The 26,153-nt window shown below is 36.0% G+C and carries 24 protein-coding genes and 1 riboswitch; of the genes, 21 read left to right on the top strand and 3 right to left on the bottom strand.

Translation table 11 applies throughout. The features are described 5' to 3' along the window. The first annotated feature begins 64 nt into the window (after positions 1-64). The 17 genes from JF259_RS00760 to JF259_RS00680 all read left to right on the top strand — a co-directional run bounded on the left by JF259_RS00760 (position 65) and on the right by JF259_RS00680 (position 17,072). Entirely contained in the window at positions 65-1,312 is a 1,248-nt protein-coding gene (locus JF259_RS00760) for a sulfate adenylyltransferase subunit 1 (protein WP_199112109.1), read from the top strand. Between the two features lie 61 nt (positions 1,313-1,373). Continuing rightward, positions 1,374-3,485 (top strand): HEPN domain-containing protein, encoded by a 2,112-nt coding sequence (locus tag JF259_RS00755; protein ID WP_199112098.1) that lies wholly within the window; start codon positions 1,374-1,376, stop codon positions 3,483-3,485. Between the two features lie 10 nt (positions 3,486-3,495). After that, positions 3,496-4,260 (top strand): uroporphyrinogen-III C-methyltransferase, encoded by a 765-nt coding sequence (gene cobA / locus JF259_RS00750; RefSeq protein ID WP_199112095.1) that lies wholly within the window; start codon positions 3,496-3,498, stop codon positions 4,258-4,260. A gap of 1 nt (position 4,261) precedes the next feature. Continuing rightward, positions 4,262-4,849: a precorrin-2 dehydrogenase/sirohydrochlorin ferrochelatase family protein gene (locus tag JF259_RS00745; protein ID WP_199112093.1), complete on the top strand. Its 588-nt coding sequence runs from the start codon at positions 4,262-4,264 to the stop codon at positions 4,847-4,849. 1 nt (position 4,850) lies between these two features. Next, complete coding sequence (locus tag JF259_RS00740) at positions 4,851-5,903, top strand: NAD(P)/FAD-dependent oxidoreductase (RefSeq protein WP_199112091.1); 1,053 nt, start codon at positions 4,851-4,853, stop codon at positions 5,901-5,903. A 43-nt stretch (positions 5,904-5,946) separates the two neighbouring features. Next, positions 5,947-6,681 (top strand): serine O-acetyltransferase EpsC, encoded by a 735-nt coding sequence (epsC, locus tag JF259_RS00735; protein WP_199112089.1) that lies wholly within the window; start codon positions 5,947-5,949, stop codon positions 6,679-6,681. After that, positions 6,668-7,558 (top strand): cysteine synthase CysM, encoded by an 891-nt coding sequence (gene cysM / locus JF259_RS00730; protein WP_199112087.1) that lies wholly within the window; start codon positions 6,668-6,670, stop codon positions 7,556-7,558. Before epsC ends, cysM begins: the two co-directional genes overlap by 14 nt. A gap of 117 nt (positions 7,559-7,675) precedes the next feature. Next, on the top strand, positions 7,676-8,572 hold the full coding sequence (locus tag JF259_RS00725; protein WP_199112085.1) for a metallophosphoesterase: 897 nt from the start codon (positions 7,676-7,678) through the stop codon (positions 8,570-8,572). An 86-nt stretch (positions 8,573-8,658) separates the two neighbouring features. Then, positions 8,659-8,778, top strand: a riboswitch (SAM riboswitch). A 153-nt stretch (positions 8,779-8,931) separates the two neighbouring features. Then, on the top strand, positions 8,932-9,939 hold the full coding sequence (locus JF259_RS00720; RefSeq protein ID WP_199112083.1) for a homocysteine S-methyltransferase family protein: 1,008 nt from the start codon (positions 8,932-8,934) through the stop codon (positions 9,937-9,939). Between the two features lie 294 nt (positions 9,940-10,233). Then, a complete protein-coding gene (locus tag JF259_RS00715) occupies positions 10,234-10,410 on the top strand; it encodes a GNAT family N-acetyltransferase (protein ID WP_199112081.1) in 177 nt (58 codons plus the stop codon). 20 nt (positions 10,411-10,430) lie between these two features. Beyond that, the gene (locus JF259_RS00710; RefSeq protein ID WP_199112079.1) at positions 10,431-10,712 is read left to right on the top strand and encodes an antibiotic biosynthesis monooxygenase family protein; all 282 of its coding nucleotides are present in this window, start codon (positions 10,431-10,433) and stop codon (positions 10,710-10,712) included. Between the two features lie 49 nt (positions 10,713-10,761). Further along, the gene (locus tag JF259_RS00705; RefSeq protein WP_199112077.1) at positions 10,762-11,109 is read left to right on the top strand and encodes a four helix bundle protein; all 348 of its coding nucleotides are present in this window, start codon (positions 10,762-10,764) and stop codon (positions 11,107-11,109) included. Between the two features lie 6 nt (positions 11,110-11,115). Further along, positions 11,116-13,821: a methionine synthase gene (gene metH / locus JF259_RS00700; RefSeq protein ID WP_199112075.1), complete on the top strand. Its 2,706-nt coding sequence runs from the start codon at positions 11,116-11,118 to the stop codon at positions 13,819-13,821. 46 nt (positions 13,822-13,867) lie between these two features. Beyond that, positions 13,868-14,101: a hypothetical protein gene (locus tag JF259_RS00695; protein ID WP_199112073.1), complete on the top strand. Its 234-nt coding sequence runs from the start codon at positions 13,868-13,870 to the stop codon at positions 14,099-14,101. 130 nt (positions 14,102-14,231) lie between these two features. Beyond that, on the top strand, positions 14,232-15,188 hold the full coding sequence (gene metF, locus JF259_RS00690; protein WP_199112071.1) for a methylenetetrahydrofolate reductase [NAD(P)H]: 957 nt from the start codon (positions 14,232-14,234) through the stop codon (positions 15,186-15,188). 35 nt (positions 15,189-15,223) lie between these two features. Next, positions 15,224-16,321 carry an acyloxyacyl hydrolase gene (locus tag JF259_RS00685; RefSeq protein ID WP_199112069.1) on the top strand — a complete coding sequence of 366 codons (1,098 nt, stop codon included), beginning with the start codon at positions 15,224-15,226 and terminating at the stop codon, positions 16,319-16,321. A gap of 4 nt (positions 16,322-16,325) precedes the next feature. Further along, complete coding sequence (locus JF259_RS00680; RefSeq protein ID WP_199112067.1) at positions 16,326-17,072, top strand: head GIN domain-containing protein; 747 nt, start codon at positions 16,326-16,328, stop codon at positions 17,070-17,072. 94 nt (positions 17,073-17,166) lie between these two features. Here the strand turns inward: JF259_RS00680 and JF259_RS00675 are convergent, their stop codons facing one another. The 3 genes from JF259_RS00675 to gldA form a co-directional block, all read right to left on the bottom strand. Further along, positions 17,167-18,357, bottom strand: a complete 1,191-nt coding sequence (locus JF259_RS00675; protein ID WP_199112065.1) for an acetate/propionate family kinase — start codon at positions 18,355-18,357, stop codon at positions 17,167-17,169. 3 nt (positions 18,358-18,360) lie between these two features. Further along, on the bottom strand, positions 18,361-20,451 hold the full coding sequence (pta, locus tag JF259_RS00670; protein ID WP_199112063.1) for a phosphate acetyltransferase: 2,091 nt from the start codon (positions 20,449-20,451) through the stop codon (positions 18,361-18,363). A 405-nt stretch (positions 20,452-20,856) separates the two neighbouring features. Beyond that, the gene (gene gldA, locus JF259_RS00665; protein WP_199112061.1) at positions 20,857-21,753 is read right to left on the bottom strand and encodes a gliding motility-associated ABC transporter ATP-binding subunit GldA; all 897 of its coding nucleotides are present in this window, start codon (positions 21,751-21,753) and stop codon (positions 20,857-20,859) included. A gap of 287 nt (positions 21,754-22,040) precedes the next feature. On the opposite strand from gldA, the gene JF259_RS00660 reads away from it, so the two are divergent. From JF259_RS00660 to JF259_RS00645, 4 genes are read left to right on the top strand one after another with little or no spacing between them, the layout of a single operon-like run. Next, a complete protein-coding gene (locus JF259_RS00660; RefSeq protein ID WP_199112059.1) occupies positions 22,041-22,868 on the top strand; it encodes a prephenate dehydratase in 828 nt (275 codons plus the stop codon). Beyond that, on the top strand, positions 22,865-24,019 hold the full coding sequence (locus JF259_RS00655) for a pyridoxal phosphate-dependent aminotransferase (RefSeq protein WP_199112057.1): 1,155 nt from the start codon (positions 22,865-22,867) through the stop codon (positions 24,017-24,019). Before JF259_RS00660 ends, JF259_RS00655 begins: the two co-directional genes overlap by 4 nt. Before the next feature lie 55 nt (positions 24,020-24,074). Next, positions 24,075-24,926: a prephenate dehydrogenase gene (locus JF259_RS00650; protein WP_199112055.1), complete on the top strand. Its 852-nt coding sequence runs from the start codon at positions 24,075-24,077 to the stop codon at positions 24,924-24,926. Positions 24,927-24,937: 11 nt separating this feature from the next. Next, positions 24,938-26,020, top strand: a complete 1,083-nt coding sequence (locus JF259_RS00645; protein ID WP_199112053.1) for a bifunctional 3-deoxy-7-phosphoheptulonate synthase/chorismate mutase type II — start codon at positions 24,938-24,940, stop codon at positions 26,018-26,020. Positions 26,021-26,153: the final 133 nt, after the last annotated feature.

Genomic DNA, 26,153 nt, shown 5'->3' with positions numbered 1-26,153 from the left:
CCCGGTTTTTGGTTGTTGGAACTACAACTAACAACAAACAACCATCCACAAACAACAAAACAAAATGGAAGTATTAAAAATAGCAACAGCAGGAAGTGTAGATGATGGAAAAAGTACCTTAATAGGACGTATTCTATACGATACCAAATCATTAACAACCGATAAATTAGAGGCTATAGAAAGCAAAAGTAAACAACTTGGTTACGATTATTTGGATTTTTCTTTAGCTACTGATGGCTTGGTGGCAGAAAGAGAACAAGGTATAACCATAGATGTAGCGCATATTTATTTCTCAACAGCTAAAAAAAGTTACATAATAGCCGATACGCCAGGCCATGTAGAGTATACGCGAAATATGGTTACAGGAGCTTCAACGTCTCAAGCATCTATCATTTTAATAGATGCCAGAAAAGGTGTTATTGAGCAGACTAACCGTCACTTTTTTATCAATAATTTATTGCGTATTAAAGATATTGTGGTTGCCATTAATAAAATGGATTTAGTTGATTACTCCGAAGAGATATATAATGGCATCAAGGCAGATTTCGAGGAATTAATGAGTAAAAGAGATTACCAAGATCAAAAAATAACGTTTATTCCAGTAAGTGCATTAAAAGGAGATAACGTTGTACACAAATCAGAAAAGATGCCTTGGTACAAAGGTGAAGCATTATTAGAGCATTTAGAGCAATTAGATAAAGCCGATATTTTTAATGTAGGTACGCCGCGTTTTCCTGTACAATATGTTATTCGTCCAAAAACAGATGAGTTTCATGATTTTAGGGGCTATGCTGGTAAAGTGTACGGTGGCAATTTAAGTGTAGGTGACGATGTTATCGTGTTTCCGTCAAAAACAAGATCGAAGATAAAGGATATCTATTTCTATGACGAGAAATACGAAACAGCATCAAGGCGTTCGTCGGTAACGATAACCTTAGAAGATGATATTAATGTGAGCCGTGGCGATATGATTGTAAAAGAGGGTGACATACCAACTATAGATAAACAATTTACGGCAAATGTATGTTGGATGGATTCAAACCAACTAACACCAGGAGCAAAATATGTTGTACAACATGGTGTTAATAAAGTGTTAGCAAAAGTAGATCGTATAAATCATAAAATTCACCCGGATTATTCGGGAATAGAAAAAGATGTAACCGGATTAGGTGTTAATGACATTGCTTCGGTAACGTTTAAATTAAATAAACCAATTTTTTATGATCAATTTAAAAATCATAGAACAAATGGATCTTTTATTTTAATCGATACACAATCAAATAGTACTGTTGGAGCTGGCTTTATTCAGTAAAAGCTTGTTCATTCAAAAAAAATAAACACTAAAAAAAATCCTTCTTAAGAAGGTGGGTAAAATGCAAAGTTTTAGAACAGAAATAGAGAATCCTGTTGTTGAAAGAGATGTTATTGAATTAGCCAATAAAATTGAGTTATTTAACAAGGGTAAAATTGATGAGGAGAAATTTAGAAGTCTTCGTTTGGCGCGTGGTGTTTATGGTCAGCGTCAAGAAGGTGTGCAAATGATTCGTATTAAATTGCCTTACGGAAAGGTGTTAAGTAATCAATTACGTCGTATTTCAGATGTGTCCGATGAATATTCGCGTGGTCGTTTGCATATTACAACACGTCAGGACATACAAATTCATTATGTTGATTTAAACAGAACGCCAGAACTATGGGCGGAACTGGAAAAAGACGATGTCACATTAAGAGAGGCTTGTGGAAATACAGTACGTAATGTAACGGCTTCAGAAACTGCAGGAATTGATGTTAACGAACCTTTTGATGTGTCGCCTTATGCAGATGCATTGTTTCGTTTCTTCTTAAGAAACCCTATTTGTCAAGAGATGGGGCGTAAGTTTAAAGTCTCTTTTTCTGCTTCCGATGAAGATACAGGTTTGTCGTATATGCACGATCTTGGCTTTATAGCTAAAATCGAAAACGGCGTTCGTGGTTTTAAAGTAATGATAGGTGGTGGACTGGGATCGCAACCGCGTGAAGCCGATGAGCTCTATAGCTTTTTGCCTTCAGATAAGATTATTCCGTTAATGGAAGGCGTTTTAAGAATTTTTGATCGCCATGGTGAGCGTAAAAGTCGCTCTAAGGCGCGGATGAAATTCCTTATTAAGGATATTGGGCTAGAAGCATTTAAGGATTTGGTTGAAGCCGAGCAAAAAGCCATTGCACTTAAATCGGTACCTATTGATGCCGATGCGTATAAAGTGTCAAAACCAGTATCGGTTGAAGCACCTCAAGTAACAATTAAAGACCAAGAAGCATTCAATATCTGGAAATCGACCAATTTAATACCGCAAAAGCAGGCAGGTTACGTAGCCATTGGTATAAAAGTGCTTTTAGGTGATTTTTACACCGATAAGGCTCGACTATTAGCAGATTTGGTAGAAAAGTATGCAGCTGGGGAAATTCGTCTGTCGTTACGACAAAATATTGTTATTCCATTTGTTAAAGAAGAATTAGTTCCGTTTTTTTATACAGAATTAGAAAAGCTTGGGTTTGTAGAGGCTGGATATAACAAAGCAGTAGATATAACAGCTTGTCCGGGAACAGATACCTGTAATTTGGGAATAGCAAGTAGTACTGGTATTGCTGATGAATTAGAGCGCGTTATTAAGGCTGAGTACCCACAGTATTTAAGTAATGAAGACTTAGTTATTAAAATTAGTGGCTGTATGAATGCCTGTGGACAACACAATATGGCGAATATAGGATTTCAAGGTATGTCTGTTCGTACACCAGACAAATTGGTAGCTCCAGCATTGCAAGTATTGCTGGGAGGTGGTAATCTGGGAGATGGTAAAGGTGTTTTTGCCGATAAGGTTGTAAAAGTGCCAAGTAAAAGAGGACCAGAGGCTTTACGCAGAATTTTAAATGATTTTGAAGCAAATGCCAATGGAAAAACATTTTTGGAATACTATAAAGTAACCGGTGAAAAGTATTTTTACGATTTACTAACCGATTTATCGGATGTTACGAATCTAACTCAAGACGATTTTATTGATTGGGGAACGGAAGAAGCATATGTAAAAGAAATTGGTATTGGTGAATGTGCCGGTGTAGTAATAGATTTAATCGCAACCTTGTTCTTTGAAAGCGAAGAAAAAATAGATAATGCAAAGGAATCTTTGGATAATAAAGTCTATTCAAGTGCTGTTTACCATGCCTACAGTTCTATGGTAAATTCGGCAAAGGCATTATTGTTGTCAGAAAACAAGAAAACAAATACACACGCAGGTATTATTAGTCAGTTTGATGAAATTTTTGTTGAAAGCAATAAGATAGGCTTAACAGGAACATTTTCTGAATTAATTTATCAAATTAACAAAAATGCGCCAACAGAAGAATTTGCCATTGGATATATAGAAGATGCAACACGATTTTTAGAAAAGGTAAGAGCCTATCGCGATGCAGAAAATGAAGATAATAAGCTAGAAGTAAAAGCTGTTTAAAAAAATATAAATGAGTACTAAAACCCCTAAGTTAACAGTTGTAGGTGCCGGACCGGGAGACAAGGACTTGATAACGCTTAAAGCCATTAAAGCAATCGAGTCTGCCAATGTTATCCTGTACGATGCACTTATCAATGACGAACTGCTGGCTTATGCGTCAAAAGAAGCAGAGCTTATTTTTGTAGGTAAGCGTAAGGGGTGTTATGCTTTTCAACAAGTTCAAATAAATGAGCTTATTGTTGAAAAAGCGAAACAAAAGGGGCATGTTGTTAGATTAAAAGGTGGCGATCCCTTTATTTTTGGACGCGGTGCAGAAGAGATAGATTATGTAAGGCAGTTTGGCTTGGAAACGTATGTTGTTCCCGGAATAACTTCGGCTATTGCGGTGCCGGCATATCAAGGTATCCCGCTAACCAAACGTAATGTGTCCGAAAGCTTTTGGGTAATTACGGCAACAACAAAAAATCATCAGTTGTCAACCGATGTGCCTTTAGCAGCTAAGTCTACTGCTACAGTAGTCATTTTAATGGGAATGCATAAATTACATGAAATTGTAAAGGTGTTTACCAAAGAGAATAAGCAAGATACTCCAATGGCGATCATTCAAAACGGAACACGGGATGATGAAAAGGTTGCAATTGGAACAGTAAGTACTATTGAGGTGCTTGTTGCACAAAAAGAATTAGCCGCTCCAGCCATTATTGTTATTGGTGATGTGGTAAAAGAACGTGCTATTTTGGATACGGTTTATAAAGCGTTGGCTGTAAAGGAGTAGAATGGAGGAACGTAATAATTTATATCCAATCTTTTTAAAGGCAAAACAGCTTAAAGTACTTATAGTAGGAGGTGGCTTTGTGGCTGAAGAGAAATTGGGCTTTTTGTTAAAGTCAAGTCCAGATGCTCACGTAACTATCGTGTCCCCTATGTTTAGGGAAGGCACTGTTGAGCTGGCAAAACAGGGCGATGTGACGTTAGTGGAAGCTGAATATAATAAAAAGTACTTAAAAGGCCACCATATAGTTGTAGCGACAACTAATAAACAAGAAGTAAATGCTAAAGTGTATAAGCATTGTAGAAAAAGAAGTATTTTGGTTAATGTAGCAGATAATCCGCCGTATTGCGATTTTTATATGGGTGGTATCGTTACAAAAGGAAATGTGAAAGTGGCGATTTCAACAAACGGAAAATCACCAACAACAGCCAAGAGGTTAAGGCAGTTTTTTGAAGATGTACTTCCAGAGAATGTAGACGAATTGGTAATAAATTTAAATAAATATAGAAAAACAATAAAAGGTGATTTCGAGCAAAAAGTAGAAAAACTAAACGAATTTACTAAAGGATTAATTGAAAAAAAAGAAGCATAAAATGATCAAAACAGATATACTTATAATAGGAGCGGGACCAACTGGATTGTTTACGGTTTTTGAGGCTGGATTGTTGAAGTTAAAATGTCATTTAATTGATGCGTTACCACAGCCTGGAGGACAATGTTCAGAAATTTATCCTAAAAAACCTATTTACGATATTCCTGGTTTCCCTGAAATATTAGCAGGTGATTTGACTAAAAATCTATTGGAACAAGGAAAGCAATTTGAACCAGGATTTACATTAGGAGAACGTGCCGAAACTATTGAAAAGCAAGAAGACGGTTCTTTTATTGTTACAACAAACAAAGGTACCAAGCACCAAGCACCTGTAGTTGCCATTGCAGGAGGATTAGGGTCTTTTGAGCCTAGAAAGCCATCAATTGAAGGTCTTTTGGACTATGAGGACAAAGGCGTTGAGTACATTATTAAAGATCCAGAAATTTACAGAGATAAAAGAGTCGTTATTTCAGGAGGGGGCGATTCAGCTTTAGATTGGAGTATTTTCCTTTCCGATGTTGCTTCCGAAGTTACACTAATTCACAGAAGAAATGAATTTAGAGGCGCTTTAGATTCAGTAGAAAAAGTAAGAGAGTTAACACTTTTAAATAAAATAAACTTAATTACGCCAGCAGAAGTAACAGGTTTACATGGCGATGGGAAAATAGAAGCAGTTACTGTAACCAAAGATGGTGAGGAAACTATATTGGAAACAGATCATTTCATTCCGTTATTTGGATTGTCTCCTAAACTAGGGCCTATTGGCAGCTGGGGGTTAGAGATAGAAAAAAATGCCATTAAGGTAGATAATTCACTAAATTATCAAACAAATATTCCTGGTATTTTTGCTATTGGAGATGTAAATACCTATCCTGAAAAATTAAAATTAATCCTTTGTGGTTTCCACGAGGCAACATTAATGTGTCAGGCAGCATACAGAATTATCAATCCAGGAAAAAAATATGTCTTAAAATATACAACAGTAAGTGGTATTGATGGATTCGATGGTTCACGTAAAGAAGCACCAAAAGCTGTTGTGCAATCTATTTCATAAAATATTTATGTAAATTTCGCATATATTTTACGACAGGTAATAGATGAAAAATTATAATGTACGCTTAAGAGAAGTAATGGAAACCTTTACAAAGCGGTTGTTTTATAACCTCTTTGATAAGCAAGAATCTGAAGCATTGTTTTTAAAACAAACGTTTTTGGAGGTAGCCGAAAAGCTTTCCATTAATAACCCTACTGATATTTGGGAAGCCTTTGAAAACCAATTTCCTACTATTAGAGAAAAGTTAGATTTAGACGCCTTGTCATTTTTAAAAAATGATCCGGCGTCTACATGTATAGAAGAAGTTTATCTGGCCTACCCTGGGTTTTTGGCAATTTCGGTGTATCGTCTTAGCCATGAACTATACGTTTTAAAAGTGCCGATCATTCCTAGAATGATGAGTGAATACGTACACGGTATTACAGGGATAGATATTCATCCGGGAGCAACTATTGGAGACTCTTTCTTTTTGGACCATGGCACGGGAATCGTAATAGGGGAAACATCAATAATAGGGAAACATGTAAAAATATACCAAGGAGTAACGCTAGGAGGTATTTCTGTAGCAAAAAAATTGGCTTCAACCAAGCGACACCCTACCATTGAAGATAACGTTTGTATTTATGCCAATGCTACCATTTTGGGTGGTGATATCGTTATAGGTGCCAATAGTACCATAGGAGCTAACGTTTGGATTACCCAATCGGTGCCAGAAAACTCATTAGTTACCTATCAAACAGAAATTAAGATAAGACCCAAAAAGAATGGCATACGGTAAAAGTATTTTGAGCCTTATAGGTAATACCCCATTAGTAGAGGCAAGTCAGCTTATTCCCAATAAAAAAGTAAAGCTTCTTTTAAAGTTAGAAGGTAATAATCCCGCTGGTAGTGTTAAAGATAGACCTGCTTTTAATATGATTAATGAAGCTTTAAAAAGAGGCGATATTAAAAAAGGAGGGTATTTGGTTGAAGCAACTAGTGGAAACACAGGAATTGCTCTAGCCTTTATTGCACGACTTTTAGGGCTTAATATGGTCTTAGTTATGCCAGAGAATTCTACAGAAGAGCGCGTAAAAACGATGCGAGCCTATGGCGCCGAAGTTATTTTAACATCAGCTGATGCAGGTATTGAAGGCTCTAGGGATGTCGCATTTCAACTGAGGGATGAAAAAGGTTATACCTTGCTTAATCAGTTTGAGAATGATGATAATTGGATGGCACATTATAAAACTACCGGACCTGAGATTTGGAAAGATACGCATGGTGAGATTACCCACTTTGTATCGGCTATGGGAACTACTGGAACCATCATGGGCGTATCTACCTACTTAAAGGAACAAAATGCAGCTGTTCAAATTATTGGAGCCCAGCCAACCGATGGCTCAAGAATTCCAGGTATTAGAAAATGGTCCCCCGAGTATGTCCCTAAATTTTTTGACCGTTCTAAAGTAGATCAGGTAATTGAAGTTACCGAATCGGAAGCTAAAGCGATGACCCAGCGTTTGGCTAAAGATGAAGGTGTTTTTGCAGGTATGAGTAGTGGTGGAGCTGTGTTTACGGCCTTAAAATTAGCGGAAACATTAGAAGAAGGTGTTATAGTCGCCATTATTTGCGATAGAGGCGATCGTTACCTGTCATCAACATTATTTGAGTAAACCACCTCGGCGCAAGCTTATGAGGTGTTTATTCGATAAATATTTTGATTTTGAGACAAGCCTCCAAGCGTATCAGTATCAGTTCTTTTATAATACTTACGTAAGCCTCCCAAGAAAATGAAATACATCATATGTCTATTACTTTTATTTACTGCTTGTAAAAACAAAAAAAGCAATGTTCCAGAATATATTAATGTTGGTATTATTGCCGATTGTCAGTATTGTGATTGTGCAAGTACCAACACTAGATTTTATAAGGGAGCAAAGAAAAAACTTCAGGAAGCTGTACGTGTGTTGAATTCCAAAGAATTGGATTATGTAATTCATTTAGGGGATTTTATTGATAGGGATTATGCCAGTTTTGATTCTGTTTTTCCTGTTTGGGAAAAGTTGAAATCGGATACAAAGCATGTTTTAGGCAATCATGATTTTAGTGTTTCAGATTCTTTAAAAGCTTTAGTCCCAAAAAGAATGGGTTTGTCTAAACGCTATTATAGTTTTAAAACTAATAATTGGCGTTTTATTGTTTTAGATGGAAACGACCTAAGTTATTATGCGGCAGATTCTGAAAGAAAACAACAAGAGACCGATTCTCTGTTTAACCTATTGAAGAAAGACAGTTTGCCAAATTTACAAAAATGGAATGGAGGATTGAGCAATGAACAACTGAAGTGGGTAAAAGACGAGTTAGAAACAGCTGTACTTAATAAAGAAAAGGTTGGTTTTTATTGTCATTTCCCTGTTGCCAAAGAAGAAGAAGTCCATAACCTTTGGAACTTTAAACAGTTTTTAAAACTAATAGAAGACTATAACAATGTTAAGTTTTATTTTAATGGGCACAATCATCATGGTGATTACATTGAAAAAAATGGCGTGCATTTCCTTACGTTTAAAGGGATGGTAGATAGCGAGGACAAAACGGCTTTTTCGGTGGCAAGAATTGTGAAGGATTCCATCATTATAAAAGGCTATGGAAGAGAGGTCTCGAGAAATTTAAAAATAAAAGAGCCTTAAACAGTCTCTTACTATCTATACTTTAGATAATGATTAATCAAAAATAAAGTGTTAATTTTGCACACGAGTTCATTAACGTATTAATAGTGTTATCAAGAAAGGCAGAGGGAATAGACCCAGTGAAGCCTTGGCAACCCTTTATCTTGTAAAGAAGGTGCTACGTTCTACTAACAGTCAGCGATAAACGATTGTTGGAAAGATAACGGAAAATGTTCCATTACTTTTCCTGATAACATAGTATTAAATCAATTTGTCGATTTTAATTAAAAACGATGAATGGTTACGCACTGGACTGTGTTTGCTATAATACAGCAAGATTGTGTGTTACGTTTGGTAGATAATAAAAAAATATCGAAAAGATGTCAAATATACAAGAGGTTTTACAAGAACGCATTCTCGTTTTAGATGGCGCTATGGGGACGATGCTTCAAGCATATAAATTCACTGAAGATGATTTTAGGGGAGAGCGTTTTAAAGATTACCCTATTCCTTTACAAGGGAATAACGATCTGCTTTCCATTACCCAGCCAAAAGCCATAAAGGAAATTCATGCTAAATACTTTGAAGCAGGAGCCGATATTGTAGAAACAAACACGTTTTCTGGCACAACTATAGCTATGGCCGATTATCAAATGGAAAACTTGGTGTATGAATTAAATTATCAATCGGCTAAAATAGCAAAGGAAGTTGCTAACGAATTCACAGCTAAAGAACCTCATAAACCTAGGTTTGTTGCTGGTTCTATAGGGCCAACAAACCGTACGGCGAGTATGTCGCCCGATGTTAATGACCCAGGCTATAGAGCAGTTACTTTTGATGAATTACGAATAGCTTATAAGCAACAGATTGAAGCTTTAATTGATGGCGGTGTAGATTTATTATTGGTCGAGACCGTATTTGATACCTTAAATGCAAAAGCAGCATTGTTTGCTATCGAGGAAGTAAAAGAAGAACGTAATATTGATATGCCGATTATGTTAAGTGGAACCATTACAGATGCTAGCGGACGCACTTTATCGGGGCAAACTGCCGAAGCATTTTTAATTTCGGTGTCCCATGTCCCATTGTTATCTGTTGGGTTTAATTGTGCGCTTGGAGCCAATTTGTTGCAGCCCCATTTAGAGGCTATTGCCAATAAAACCAATTTTGCCATTTCTGCCCATCCTAATGCGGGATTACCAAACGCCTTTGGTGAATATGATGAAACACCGGAAGAGATGGGAGCACAAATTGAGGAATATTTGAAAAAGAATCTGATCAATATTATTGGTGGTTGTTGTGGAACGACTCCTGAACACATTAGGGTTATTGCAGACATAGCTGCAAAATATAAACCACGGGAAAGGTTATTGGTTAATAGTTATTGAGTTGTCAGGTTGGTAGAAACAGATAAAATAATATTAAAGAAAACCAAGCTTGAAGATATTGAAAGGATATTGACTTTTGAAGCGGATAATAATCAATTTGTTCAATAATATAATTTTAGTGAGCATAAAGAAATATTAGAAGCTGGGAGTCATTTATCTGTTTTTGAAAGAAAAAGTAATATGCTCATTGGATTTGTGATTTTAGCCGGGATTTTGAGTTCGGATAAGATTATTGAATTCAGAAGAATTGTAATATCTAAAAAAGGATTTGGATATGGGAAAGATACAGTCTAATTGGTTAAGAAGATTTGTTTTGAAGGTTATAAAGCAAGTAGGATTTGGTTGGACGTGTATGCAGACAATGAAAGAGCAATAAAATTATACAAATTAATGGGGGTTATAGAAGAAGGTGTTGAAGCCATTGATGAAAATAGAAAATTATTGATAATGTCAATTACTAACAACCAATAGCTAAAAACTAATAACCAGAGATGATTTTAGAAGTAGCCATTTTAAATATAAAAAAAGGACTTTCGGCAGATTTTGAAAACAATTTTCAAAAAGCCCAACATATCATTTCATCCATGAAGGGGTATATATCCCATGAATTGAAAAAGTGTTTAGAGCGAGATGATAAATACATATTGTTAGTCAATTGGGAGTCTGTCGAAGACCATGAAATTGGATTTAGAAAATCTAGTGAATATCAGGAATGGAAAAAGTTGTTGCATCATTTTTATGAGCCATTTCCTGTTGTAGAACATTATATTTAGTTATTAGTTATCAGTTTCTAGTTATTGGTTATTTGAAACGTATTAGAGGATGAAATCATATACAGAATTAGATGTTTGGATTGAAGGAAGAAAACTCGTGAGTTTAATATACTCTATGACTAAAACCTTTCCTAATGAAGAACTATATGGAATGACTAATCAAATAAGAAGATGTTCTGTGTCTATTCCTTCAAATATAGCAGAAGGTTGTGGAAGACAAACTCCAAAAGAGACAATTCATTATTTATATATTTCAAGGGGCTCTTTGTATGAACTGGAAACTCAATTATATCTGGCCGCGGATCTAAGTTATATTGGTGTTGATGATTTAGAAAATGTATTGAGTCAGATTGAAACCACCAAAAAAACTGTTAAATGGTTTCATAAATTATTATAAAAAATTATGATTGATAAAACCAATAACCAACAACTGTCAACCAATAACCAAAGAAAGTTTATGAAGCTTTCTGGTCTGGAACCACTGGTCCTGAATGAGAACAGTAATTTTATTAATGTTGGTGAACGTACCAATGTGGCTGGGTCGCGAAAATTCTTAAGGCTTATTAAAGAAGAAAAATTTGATGAAGCTCTAGATATAGCAAGACACCAAGTAGATGGCGGTGCGCAAATTATTGACATTAACATGGACGACGGTCTTATAGACGGTAAGGAATCGATGGTACGGTTTTTAAACTTAATAGCTGCCGAACCCGATATTTGCCGCGTGCCAATCATGATAGATAGTTCCAAATGGGAAATTATTGAAGCGGGACTAAAAGTAGTGCAGGGCAAATGTGTTGTAAACTCTATTTCCCTAAAAGAAGGCGAAGACAAATTTATATGGGAAGCAAAACAAATAAAGCGATATGGTGCTGCGGTAATTGTGATGGCCTTTGATGAGGTTGGACAGGCAGATACTTATGAACGTAGAATAGAAATATGTGAACGTTCTTACCGTATTCTAGTAGATAAAGTTGGTTTCCCTTCAGAAGATATAATCTTCGATTTAAATATTTTTCCAGTGGCAACAGGGATGGAAGAGCATCGGAGAAATGCCATCGATTTTATTGAAGCTACCCGTTGGGTACGTGAAAACTTGCCTAATGTTAGTGTGAGCGGAGGAGTGAGTAATGTGTCGTTTTCGTTTAGAGGAAACGATGGTGTTCGAGAAGCAATGCACTCGGTGTTTTTGTATTATGCTATTCAGGCAGGCATGAATATGGGAATCGTAAACCCCGCTCTTTTAGAAGTGTATGATGATATCCCGAAGGATTTGTTAGAGCATGTAGAAGATGTTATTTTGGACAGAAGAGACGATGCTACCGAACGCTTATTGGATTTTGCCGAAACGGTAAAAGGCTCCAAAACAGAAAAAAAACTGGATTTATCCTGGCGCGAAAACTCAGTCCAAGAACGCATTACCCACGCTTTGGTAAAGGGAATAGATGCTTTTATTATTGAAGATGTTGAGCAAGCACGGTTGGAGGCAGAAAAGCCAATTGATGTTATTGAAGGCCATTTAATGATCGGTATGAATGTAGTCGGTGATTTATTTGGAGCGGGAAAGATGTTCTTGCCACAAGTGGTAAAATCAGCGCGTGTAATGAAAAAAGCAGTTGCTTATTTAAATCCGTTTATTGAGGCAGAAAAAACAGATAAGCAAGAGCCTGTAGGTAAAATATTAATGGCTACCGTAAAAGGCGACGTGCACGATATTGGGAAAAATATTGTAAGTGTGGTTTTGGCCTGTAATAATTATGAAATAGTCGATTTAGGGGTTATGGTACCTCCTGAAAAAATTATTGAAACAGCTATTAAAGAACGTGTAGACGCTATTGGTTTATCAGGACTCATTACGCCTTCACTCGATGAAATGGTGTATTTGGCAAAAGAAATGCAACGTCAAAATTTTGAGCTGCCATTGCTAATTGGAGGAGCAACCACATCGAAAGCCCATACGGCTGTTAAAATAGATACACAATATGAAAATGCCGTGGTACACGTTAACGATGCATCCAGAGCAGTAACCGTAGTAGGCGATTTGTTGAATAAAAAAACGGCACATGAATATACAGCTAAGCTAAAAAGGGATTATGATGAATTTCGTGAAAAGTTTTTAAAACGAGGAAAAGAAAAGTCGTATGTTTCTATTAGTGAAGCAAGAAATAAAAAGTATAAAATTGACTGGGAAACATCACCGATAGTAAAACCAAAAGAGTTAGGCGTACAAGTTTTAAAACAACTAAGTTTAAAAGAATTGTTACCTTACATCGATTGGAAGCCTTTCTTTATTTCGTGGGATTTACATGGTAAGTTTCCTGATATTTTAACCGATGATGTTGTAGGGGAGCAGGCTACGCAGTTATATGAAGATGCGCAGAAGGTAGTTAAAGAAGTGGTTGCAAAACAACTGTTAAAGCCAAAAGCGGTTTTCGGTTTATTTGAGGCCAATACGGTAAACGATGATGATATTTCCATTCAAAAGAAAGGAAAAGAAATAGCTGTTTTTAGGACCCTGCGTCAGCAGTTAAAAAAGCGTGATGGCGTGCCTAATATTGCATTAGCCGATTTTATAGCGCCTCAAGAAACGGGTAAAACGGATTATATGGGAGCCTTTTGTGTAGCTATATTTGGAGCACAAGAGCTAGCTGATTCATATAAAGCGAAGGAAGATGATTATAATGCTATTATGGTTCAGGCTATAGCAGACAGATTTGCCGAAGCTTTTGCCGAGTACTTACATATGCAAGTGAGGACCAAGCATTGGGGCTATGCAGCCAATGAGAATTTATCGAATGAGGAGCTGATTAAAGAAAGTTATAAAGGAATTCGTCCAGCACCAGGATACCCAGCATGTCCCGATCACCTTGAAAAAGAAACCATTTGGGAATTGTTGGAAGTAGAAAAACTTATAGGCGTTACCTTAACAGAAAGTTTAGCTATGTGGCCAGCAGCAGCCGTATCGGGGTATTATTTTGGGAATCCTGAAGCCAAGTATATGGGCTTAGGGAAAATTACCGACGATCAATTAACCGACTATGCTACGCGTAAAGGTATTACTAAAGATAAAGCCAGAAAATGGTTGCACCCTAATTTGGCAGAACAATAGAAGAGCGGTTGTATATGTTCTCAATTAATAATAAAATATTAAATCTTTGAAGTTTATAGAGTTAACTTTAGGAAGCTATATTATATCACATGGATATGATAATAAAAATAAAGAGACATTAGAACATGTGCGCTCGGACACGTTTTCCAAGAAGGTAATTGCTGTTTCTAGAATAAAATCGGTTAGTGAAAAATATATTTTAACAGATTATGTTGATGGCCGATGGATATATTGGGAGTACGCCGAGGATTTTGAAGATGTAAAAAAAATATTGATGTAAAGCGCTCTATCAATAGCATTGAGAGCTTTTTTAGGACGAGTAAAACACAATACAAAGAGCGCAAAAAGGTAAAGCCAAAAATAAAATAATTGATGAGATTCCCTTATTGGGGAACACCAAAATAGAAGTAATGAAAGTAACAGAACACATAAAAAGAGCTAACGGAAAAACATTGTTTTCTTTTGAAGTAGTACCGCCTCAAAAAGGAAAGAACATTCAGGATTTGTATAACAATATAGATCCGTTAATGGAATTTAATCCGCCATTTATAGATGTTACAACATCTAGGGAAGAGTATGTTTATGTTGATAAAGGTAACGGCCTTTTTGATAAACGCATCACGCGTATGCGCCCTGGAACTGTTGGTATATGTGCTTCTATTATGCATAAGTATAATGTAGATGCCATTCCGCATTTGTTATGCGGTGGTTTTACAAAGGAGGAAACCGAATATGTTTTGGTGGACTGTCATTATTTAGGAATTGACAATGTAGTCGCTTTACGTGGCGATTCTAGAAAAGATGAGCCCTATTTTGTGCCTACCAAAGGCGGCAATGCTTATGCGAGTGATTTGGTAGAGCAAATAGCCAATTTGAATAAAGGAAAATATTTACATGATACTGTTGAGGTAGAGCATAATTACGATTTTTGTGTTGGGGTTGCTGGTTATCCAGAGAAGCACATGGAAGCTCCATCTCTTACAACCGATTTAAAACGCTTAAAAGCTAAGGTTGATGCTGGAGCCGATTATGTGGTTACGCAAATGTTTTTTGATAACAACAAGTATTTTGAATTTGTAGATAAAGTCAGGGCAATTGGAATAGATGTGCCTATTATCCCGGGAATTAAGCCACTTGCAATAAAACGTCATTTGCAAGTGCTACCGCAGGTTTTCAAAATAGATTTACCTCAGGATTTAATCGATGCTGTTGAAGCTTGTAAAGACAATAAAGCAGTACGACAAGTTGGTATTGAGTTTGCTATCCAGCAATCTAAAGAATTGAAAGCGGCAGGCGTACCCTTTTTGCATTACTACTCTATGGGGAAAAGTGATAATATTAAAGCAATAGCGTCTGAGTTATTCTAATAATTCTATTACATTTGCCTTATAACTAAACCTACATGAGGCTTCTATTTTTCTCTGTGTTCTGTGCCCTGTGTTGTAAGTCTTTTTCTCAAGACAACCAGCATGCCACTTATATAGATGTTAATTATTTTAAAGGTAATATAGCACTTCACAATAATGACATCCTTCATTTAATAAAGGGGCACCCCGAAGGGGTTATTGTTGGTTGGAACCAAAAAACATTTGGTTTTAACGAATGGGAACAGCGTTATAATTATCCCGATTATGGTGTGTCCTTCGCTTATCAGAACCTTAAAAATAGAGTGTTGGGTAATGTGGTTTCGGCTTATGCACATTATAATTTTTACTTTTTAAAACGGCATCTTATGTTTCGTATTGGCCAAGGTTTGGCTTATACCAATAATCCGTACGATAAGGAAAATAATTATCGAAATAATGCTTTTGGTACGCATGTCATGAGCAGTACCTATGTGATGTTGAATTATAAAAAAGAACGTGTTTTTAACAGATTGGGATTACAGGGCGGACTGTCCTTAATACATTATTCAAACGCAAATGTAAAAGCACCAAATACCAGTATCAATTCCATAACGTTTAATGTAGGAATTACTTATAACTTAGATGATGCTATTTTGGAATACCAATATACACTTGATAAAAACGATAATATATTTAAGGAACCCGTAAAGTATAATCTGGCTTTTAGAACAGGAATCAATGAAAGCGATGTTGTAGGCAGTGGGCAATTTCCATTTTACGTTGTTTCAGCATATGCAGATAAGCGTATTAACAGAAAAAGTGCAATACAACTAGGAACAGATGTTTTCTTTTCCAATTTTTTAAAAGAATATATTTATTATAAAAGTGTTGCTTTTCCCGAAGATAATGTTTCAGGGAATGAGGACTATAAACGCGTAGGCGTATTTGCAGGTCATGAGTTATTTGTAAATAGAACCTCGTTGGTAACGCAATTAGGATATTATGTATATTATCCTTTTGATTTTGAAGGGTGCGCTTATTTAAGGATTGGATTAAAACGCTATTTTAGTAAAAAATGGTTTGGGTCATTAACCTTAAAATCACATGGAGCCAAAGCTGAGGCTGTGGAATTAGGGATTGGAGTACGATTATAAGATTATGAACAGATTAATTTACTTATTGATTTTAGTTTTTGTGTTTTCTTGTGACAATGAAAATGCCAATGATTGTTTACAAAAAGCAGGAGTCATCATTCAGCAAGAGTTTGTGGTGTCCGATTTTGATAAGATTTTAGTGAATAGGGATATCGAACTTATTGTAAAAGAAGGTGCCGAACAAAAAGTTGTTGTTGAGACAGGAGAAAACCTGATCAATGATGTTGAAGTAGTGGTGGTAGATGGGAAATTGACATTAACCGATAATAATACCTGTAACTATGTTAGGGAATACGGCGTAACTAAAGTATATCTTACAGCTCCTAATATTACCGAGATACGAAGTTCTACACAGTACGATATAAGTTCTGATGGTGTATTGACTTATCCAAGTTTAACCATCCTGTCCGAGGATTTTGGTGCTCCCGATACGTTTACCAATGCCAATGTTAGATTACAGATAGATAATGGGACGTTTAGAGTTGTTTTTAACAATCTTTCCAATTGTTTTATTTCTGGAAAAACCGATAATTTGCACATTACGTTTGCGGCAGGAACCTCGCGTTTTGAAGGAAAAGATCTTATTGCCGAAAACATAAATTTATGGAATAGAGGCTCTAATGATATGATAGTAAATCCGCAGCAATCCATAAAAGGGAAAATATCCGGTACGGGTAATGTTATATCAGTTAATGAACCGCCAATAGTTGAAGTGGAAGTACTCTACAAAGGGCGTTTAATTTTTAAATAGCCCTCTCTTCTTTCACCTTGTAAAACTTGATAGAGAGCTCTCGATTTCACTCGACCCGAGATAAAACACGATAAAAGGCTTGAAATTAGCAAATCTATGTGTTCTGATACAAACCCATAGCCTGTTTGGCTATTTCCAATTCTTCGTTGGTAGGTATGACCAAAATCTCAACCTTGGTGTTGTCTTTACTAATAGAACGTATGGTTTTAGATTTTTCTTCATTTTTTGTAGCGTCAATTTCAATCCCTAAAAAGTCTAATTCTTTACAAATTAAATGACGCATTCGTTGCGAATTTTCACCAATCCCGGCAGTGAAAACAATAGCGTCCAATCCATTCAATATTGCTGCATAACCGCCTATGTGTTTTTTTATGCGATAGGTATTCATCTCTAAGGCCAACTGACACGATTTATTGCCTTTGGCTGCTTCGTTTTCAATGTCTCTTAAATCACTAAATCCGGTCAACCCTAGCATGCCACTTTCTTTTTGTAGTAGTGTGTTAATTTCATCCAATGTGAAATTTAGCTTTTTGGCTAGATAGAAAATGATAGAAGTATCTATGTCTCCCGATCGTGTCCCCATAATGAGACCTGTATTTGGTGAAAAGCCTAAAGAATGGTCGATGCTTTTTCCATTTTTTACAGCCGTCATACTACAACCGTTGCCTAAATGAATGGTGATAATTTTGGAATCCTTTTTGCCTAGATACTCAATAGCTTTTTCGGAGACATATTTATGACTCGTTCCATGAAAACCGTATAAACGAATGTTGTAATCTTCAGAAAATTTATTCGGAATGGCATATTTATAAGCGTATTCCGGGATAGATTGGTGGAAAGCCGTATCGAATACAGCTACTTGTTTGGCGTTAGGAAAAATGGCTTCGGCTACTTCAATACCCTGTAAGTTAGCTGGGTTGTGTAAGGGTGCCAGAGAAGATAAATCCCTGATTTTTTCTTTTACGGCTTCTGTTATTTCTGTGGTTTCACTAAAGTGTTTGCCTCCGTGCACGACTCTATGACCAACAACACTAATGTCGTTGGGCGACTTTATAATGCCCGTTTCTTTATTTAAAAGGTGCTGGGCTAAAAGTTGTAGCCCTTCTTTATGGTTTAAAATAGGAACTTCAAGCGCTATCGTTTTATGTTCTGTTCTAAAGTTGAATATAGCATCTTTAAAGCCAATACGTTCTATGAGGCCCGAGCACAAAATATTAGCCTTGGGCATTGAGAATAATTGAAATTTTATAGAAGAACTTCCAGAGTTTAATACGAGTACTTGCATAATTTAAAATTCTTGTGCCTGAATGGCGGTAATAATAACAGTACTATAAATGTCGTCGGCAGTACAACCACGGCTTAGATCGTTAACAGGTTTATTAAGCCCTTGTAAAATAGGACCTATGGCCAATGCGCCGGTTTCTCGTTGTACAGCTTTATAAGTGTTATTGCCAGTGTTTAGATCGGGGAAAATTAGCACGCTGGCATGACCTGCAACATCAGAGTCGGGAAGCTTGCTTTTTCCAATACGCATATCTACGGCAGCATCGTATTGAATAGGGCCTTCAATTTTTAAATTAGGAGATTGTATTTTAACCATATCTGTAGCTTCTCTTACTTTTTCGACATCAGCACCCTTACCCGATGCTCCCGATGAATAGGATAGCATAGCAACTTTTGGCTCAATGCCGAAATCTTTTGCCGTTTGGGCCGATGATATTGCAATTTCTGCCAATTGCTTAGCATTAGGGTTGGGGTTGATAGCACAGTCACCAAATATAGAGATGCGTTCCCCTAAACACATAAAGAATATAGATGATACAATATTAACCCCAGGTTTAGTTTTTATAAATTGCAACGCAGGACGTAACGTATGTTGTGTTGTATGTACTGCTCCAGATACCATACCGTCTGCATGGCCTTTATAGATCATCATGGTTCCAAAATAGGATACATCGGCCATCATATCCCTCGCCATTTGTAAGGTTACATTTTTATGTTTCCTTAGTTCGTATAAGGTGTTAACATAGTCTTCGAAATGGACTGACTTGGTTGGGGAAACAATATTTATAGCTTGGATGTCTAATGAAATGTCAAACTTTTCGATACGCTCTTGTATTTTGTCTTTTTCACCAATGAGTGTTAGGTCAACAACTTGGGCATCTACCAAGCGTGCTGTGGCGCGTAAGATGCGTTCGTCATAACCTTCTGGCAATACAATATGTTTTTTGTCTTTTAAAGCGCGTTGCAACAGGTTATATTGGAACATTCTTGGCGTAAAGATGTCCGATTCGAATGTAATTAAGTCATTTGCTAATTTGTCAGTATTAACATGCTTTTCGAATGTAGAAATAGAGGTTGTAATTTTTTCGGTGTTTTCAGCATAAATTCTAGATTTAATGCTTCCAATTGTGTTAGTGACCAAAAAAGTGCCTCCATAAACACTAATGATGGGAACGACACTTGAGAGTCCTTCGATTAGTTTTAAAATAGGTTGTTCGGGAATAAGACCGCCGGTAAGTATGATTCCCGATATTTTAGGGTAATTTTTTGAAATATTGGCTTGTAGCGCACCTAAGATAATATCGGCCCTATCACCAGGGGTGATAACTAGTGCATTGTCTTTTAAGTGTGTTAAATAATTACGTAGTTGCATAGCACCAACACTAAAATTTTCTACTTGATTGTTAAGAAGGTCTTTTCCAAAAAGAATCTTGCCATCTAATGACTTTACAATTTCTTTGATTGTAGGATTTAACAAGCTTTGTATTTTTGGAATAACACTTATGTCGGTGTTGTTGCTAATGCGGTTTTTTAACGATTTTTTTAAAGTGTCTACTTCTTCAGGGGCAATTTTGTTGGCCATGATGGAGAGTACGTCGACTTCTTCTTTAAATGTATCGTAGGCTAGTTGTATGCTATCTACGATCTCTTTTGAATTTTTTCCATCACCCTGAGATACAATTATAGCCGGAATGCCTAAGTTTTTGGATATTAAGATATTTATGTCCAACTCTAAACTGGAGTTTTCGTGGGAGAAATCGGTGCCTTCTACAAGAACAAAATCGAAACGTTCTTCAAGGTATTTGTATTTTTTAATTATTTCATCAATTACATCTCCAGATTTTCCTTGGTTATATAAATCAAGCACTTGGCTTCTGGTGAAAGCAAATGTTTTTTTGTAATTAAGATCAATTTCGAAATGTGAAATCACAGTGTTAATGTGGTTATCCATTTCGTCGGTTTCAATGTCTTCAATTATTGGTCTAAAATATCCTACCGTGGCGGTTTTACCTAGAAGCATTCTCATTAGACCAAGCACAACAACAGATTTACCGCTATTGGGCTCAATTGTAGCTACGTAAATTCCTTTGCTCATTTTAGTGTTTTGTAATGTTATAAAGATAGCTTGTTACGTTTAGAGACTGTTTAAATTCTACCTTTTGGTTTTGTTATGCCCCTTTTTCACCACTTTTCGTTATGAAAATCCTCATTTAGCGCTGCTAAACTCCGGTTTTAAGGCCTTAATTGGCAAAAAAATAACCTATAACAAATTTCAAAAACGAATTTTAAACAGTCTCTTACTTTCAGTAATAAGCTGAGATTTCAATTATTTCGCACATATTAACATAATATGATATGGCAAAATTAGTACCTTAATAGCTTGGTAAAGATGATATTTGTCATACTTCTACTTAAAATCACGCTCAATGATTTTATAGGTGAATTACCTTTGGACATTTAAATCGCGATTATCCAGTAAATTTAAGAAGAAATAATATGTTTAGTTCGAAGTTAAATCTCTAAACAATGTTTCTAAACTGGTGTTTTTTTGATTGAGCTGTAAAATTTTTAACTCGTTATCGTGAGCAAAGTCAAATACATGAGAACGCATATCTTGGGATGTCTTAAACGTAATCTCATAAACAAAACCATGCGTATTAATGACACTTTTTGCTTTTGGTAGTTTTAGTAAAAAGGCATCTTCTATGCGATAATCAAATTCTACAACAACAATTTGAGTGTCGCCTTCCTGTATTTCATGTAGTTTTTTATCGGCAACGATTTCTCCTTTGTTTATAATGATTACCCTATCGCACATGGCTTCAACTTCTTGCATAATATGGGTAGAGAGAAATACGGTTTTTGTTTTTCCTATTGTTTTTATTAATGAGCGAATATCTACTAATTGGTTTGGATCTAGGCCTGTAGTAGGTTCATCTAGAATTAAAACATCGGGGTCATGTAGTAATGCATTGGCTAGACCTACCCGCTGTCTATAGCCTTTAGATAATTGACCTATCTTTTTATGAACTTCGGGGGTCAATCCAGTAAGTTCAATAACCGCATTAATGCGTTGTTTGTTTACCTTGTATATGTTAGCATTAAAAGCTAAATATTCTTTTACATACATGTCTAGATACAAGGGGTTGTGTTCTGGTAAATAGCCAACACTTTGTTGTACTTCGCGTGCTTCACCATTTATAGTATGTCCGTTTATTTTTGCTGTACCTTCACTCGTGTTAATGTAAGTGGTTAATATTTTCATCATTGTTGATTTTCCTGCGCCGTTGGGACCCAAAAAGCCAACTATTTCTGGTTTTTCAATTGTAAAAGAAACATTGTTTAATGCTTTTTGATTTCCGTAAAGCTTTGAAATACCTTTTGATTCAATAGACATATTTGAATTTATTTGTTCAAAAATAATGATTATATAATGTAAAGTTGGTTTTGTTGGTTAATCTTTAAAATTTTTAATAAATATGTAAAAAAGGTTTTATACTATTTTGATTTCTAAAAATATTAATTACTTTAGCTGCGTAATTATGACGACAACAGTATATTATACATATTTTAACAACTGGTTTTATTTCTTTTTTAGCAAAGGAACCGAGGCGTTGTATGTATAATTTATAACAATAAATTTTAATATGAGTCTCGATGAAAATCGAGACTTTTTTTTGTAATATGATTAAAACGGTAGCTATACAAGGTGTAAAGGGGTCTTTTCATCATATTGTATCACAGCAATTTTTTGATAAACCAGTCGATGTTGTTGAATGCTTAACATTCGATAGGGTAGTCGACTCTTTGATAACAAAAGAATGTGATGCAGCTATTATGGCTTTAGAGAACTCTATAGCAGGATCGATTATTCCAAATTATGCGTTGATCGATAAATATAATTTGCATGTTGTAGGAGAGCACTACCTTGATATCCAACACAACTTAATGGTTTTGCCCAACCAAAGTGTTGAAGATATTAAAGAGGTTTATTCGCACCCGATGGCACTATTGCAATGTAAAGAATTCTTTAAGCTTTATCCGCATATTAAATTAGTTGAGGATAAAGATACTGCCGAAGTTGCACAACGTATCCATGAGCAACAGCTTGTGGGAGTAGGAGCAATAGCAAGTGATATGGCTGCTAGTATATTTGGATTGGATATACTGGCGCATAGTATTCAAACCATTAGGCATAACGAAACACGCTTTGCTATTGTAAAGCGTGTAAACTCTGAGGTGCCTGAAAATGAAATTAATAAAGCTTCGGTGAAATTTGAAACCGAACATAAAAGGGGGAGTTTGGCTGCGATACTTAACGTAATGAGTGACTGCAAGTTGAATTTAACAAAAATACAGTCGTTGCCTATTGTTGAAACACCTTGGAAATATGCCTTTTTTGTAGATGTTACTTTTGAGTCATATGATGATTTTAAAAAGGCAAAATCGATTATAGGTATTATGGGACAAGGGTTTAAAATTTTGGGCGAATATAAAAATGCAAAATTATGATTGAGGCTGCAAAAAGATTGCATACCGTTGAAGAATATTACTTTTCTAAGAAGTTAAGAGAAGTTAATTTGCTTATAGCGAGTGGAAAACCAGTTATCAATTTAGGTATTGGTAGCCCCGATATGCAGCCACCACAAAAGGTTGTGGATGCATTGACCAAAGGACTACTTGATCCTAACGCACATAAATATCAAAGTTACCAAGGACTTCCCGAACTAAGGGAAGCAATTGCTAGCTTTTATAAAGAACAGTTTTCCGTGAGTTTAAGTCCTTTGGTAGAAGTGTTACCACTTATGGGGAGTAAGGAAGGGATCATGCATATTTCTATGGCATATCTTAATGAAGGTGATGCCGTATTAATTCCTAATCCAGGATATCCTACATACCAGTCGGTAACAAGGTTGGTTGGAGCCGAGCCTGTTTTTTATGAATTGGACGCGGACAATAACTGGTTGCCAGATTTAAATGCTTTAGAGAAGCAAGATTTAAGTAAGGTGAAGTTAATGTGGTTAAACTACCCACATATGCCTACTGGAGCACAACCTACAGAAACGTTGTTTAAGGATTTGGTAGCCTTTGCTAAGCGCCATCACATTTTAATCGTGAATGATAATCCGTATAGCTTTGTGTTAAATAATAACCCTAAAAGCATATTAAGTGTAGAAGGGGCAAAGACAGTTTGCTTAGAGCTTAATTCGTTGAGTAAAACCTTTAATATGGCAGGGTGGCGTGTAGGAATGGTTGTTGGTGATAGTAAACATATCAATAATGTCCTAAAAGTGAAGAGTAATATGGACTCAGGTATGTTTTATGGCATCCAAAAAGGAGCGATAGAAGCCTTAAAATGTTCAAAAATGTGGTATAGTACACTTAATAGTGTATACCAAAAAAGGCGTGATTTGGTATGGCAACTTGCTGATGCATTGCAATGTAAATACGATAAAAAAGCGACTGGTCTATTTGTTTGGGCTAAGTTGCCAGTAGGGCTAAAGGCAGAAACGTTTATAGATAAGGTGCTTAAAGAGCAACATATTTTCATTACACCGGGAACCATTTTTGGAAGTCAGGGAGAAGGTTATATTCGTTTTTCTTTATGTGCATCAGAAGAAAATTTGGAAGAGGCCATAACAAGAGTGAAAGGTGGTCAATAATAGAATAGAACGATAGGAAATTTACTTTTTGCAGATGTTTTAAGAAGCAAAAACTATGAAAAATATATACATAATAGGAATTGGTTTAATAGGAGGTAGTCTGGCTATAGATATTAAAAGGAATGACCCAGAGACGGTAATCTATGGTATTAGTAGAAAAGATGCTACTTTAGAGGAGGCTTTGTCGCTTAAATTAATAGATAAGAAAGCAACTCTAGATGATATTTCCAATGCAGATTTGGTTATATTGGCTATTCCTGTTGATGCTACGGTAAAGTTACTGCCAACGGTTTTGGATAAGATATCCGATTCCGCATTGGTTATAGATGCTGGATCTACCAAATTAGATATTTGTAAAGCAGTTGAAAACCATCCCAAGCGTAGAAATTTTTTAGCAATGCATCCTATAGCAGGAACCGAATATTCGGGGCCTTCTGCTGCTATTAGCAATTTATTTGTGGGGAAAACAAATATTATTTGCGAGGTTGAAAAAACAACATTTAAGCTTCAAGAAAAAGCGTTGGAACTGTTTAAGTCTATTGGTATGCGTATTCGGTATATGAATCCAGAGGCACATGATAAACATATTGCCTATGTATCGCATTTGTCCCATATAAGTTCATTTATGTTAGGCAAAACCGTTATAGAAAAAGAAAAGAACGAACGGGATATTTTTGATATGGCCGGCAGTGGATTTGCATCAACAGTACGATTAGCAAAAAGTTCACCAGAAATGTGGACTCCAATCTTTAGGCAAAATAAGACCAACGTTATAGAAACTTTAGAGGAGTACATTAATAATCTCGCTCATTTTAAAAAGCTTATGGAAAGCGACGATTTTGAGGCAGTTTTTGATGAGATGAAAAACACCAATCATATAAAAGACATTTTAGAAGGAATCAGTTAAGTATTAAAATTATGGAAAACAAAAAAGAAATGAGAACCTGGTTAGATGATTTAAATTTAGATCATCCATTAGTAATAGCAGGTCCCTGTAGTGCAGAAACAGAAGAGCAAGTGCTAAAAATAGCACATGAACTTAAAGATACAGATGTTAACTACTTTAGAGCAGGTATATGGAAGCCAAGAACGCGTCCAGGTATGTTTGAAGGCGTTGGAGCATTAGGGTTAAAATGGTTGCAAAAGGTAAAAGAAGAAACCGGTATGAAAGTTTGTACCGAGGTTGCCAATGCAGCTCATGTAAAGTTGGCGTTAGAACACGATGTCGATTTACTATGGATTGGTGCACGCTCTACTGTAAGCCCATTTATCATGCAAGAGATAGCCGATGCTTTGGAAGGTACAGATAAGCCTGTGTTAATAAAGAATCCAGTTAACCCAGATTTGGCCTTATGGTTAGGAGGAATTGAAAGAATATACAATTCGGGGGTTAAAAATATTGGAGCAATTCATAGAGGTTTCTCTACGTATCAAAAAACGAAATACCGTAACATTCCAGAATGGCAATTGGCAATTGAATTTCAAAACAGGTTCCCAGATATCCCATTAATTAATGACCCATCGCATATTACGGGTAAAAGAGATATGATCTTTGAGGTGTCGCAAGAAGCCTTGGATTTGAATTTTGATGGTTTAATGATTGAAACACATTACGATCCCGATAATGCATGGAGTGATGCTGCCCAGCAGGTAACGCCAACAACTTTGGTTCAAATCATGAAAGATTTAAAGATTAGAAAAGAAACCGATTCTGAAGCAGAATACAATAAGTCGCTAGATAATTTAAGGGCTCAGATCGATGTGGTAGACAATCAGATTATAGAGTTACTTGGTAAGCGTATGGAAGCTGCCGATGGTATTGGAGAGCTTAAAAAACAAAAGAATGTCGCCGTTCTTCAGTCTAAACGATGGAACGAGATTTTGGGTAAAATGGTTTTAGAGGGTGAACAACACGGGTTAAGTGAAGAGTTTATATTAAAAATGTTTAAGGCAATTCACCAAGAATCAATTAACCATCAAGAAAAGATAATTAATAGTTAAATGTTATTGAATTAATAACTACTAAGCCCCGCAAATGCGGGGCTTTTGTTTTTGTTAATGGTAATGATCTGACAGTTTCATAGCTGAGTTGTACGAATTTTTTAGGCAGGTTGAACTTTAGTGTGTTATTGAA

This window comes from Snuella sedimenti, assembly GCF_016428595.1.
Classification (GTDB): domain Bacteria; phylum Bacteroidota; class Bacteroidia; order Flavobacteriales; family Flavobacteriaceae; genus Snuella; species Snuella sedimenti.
The sequence above is the reverse complement of the archived record's forward strand: the minus strand, read 5'-3'. Positions and strand labels throughout refer to the sequence as shown.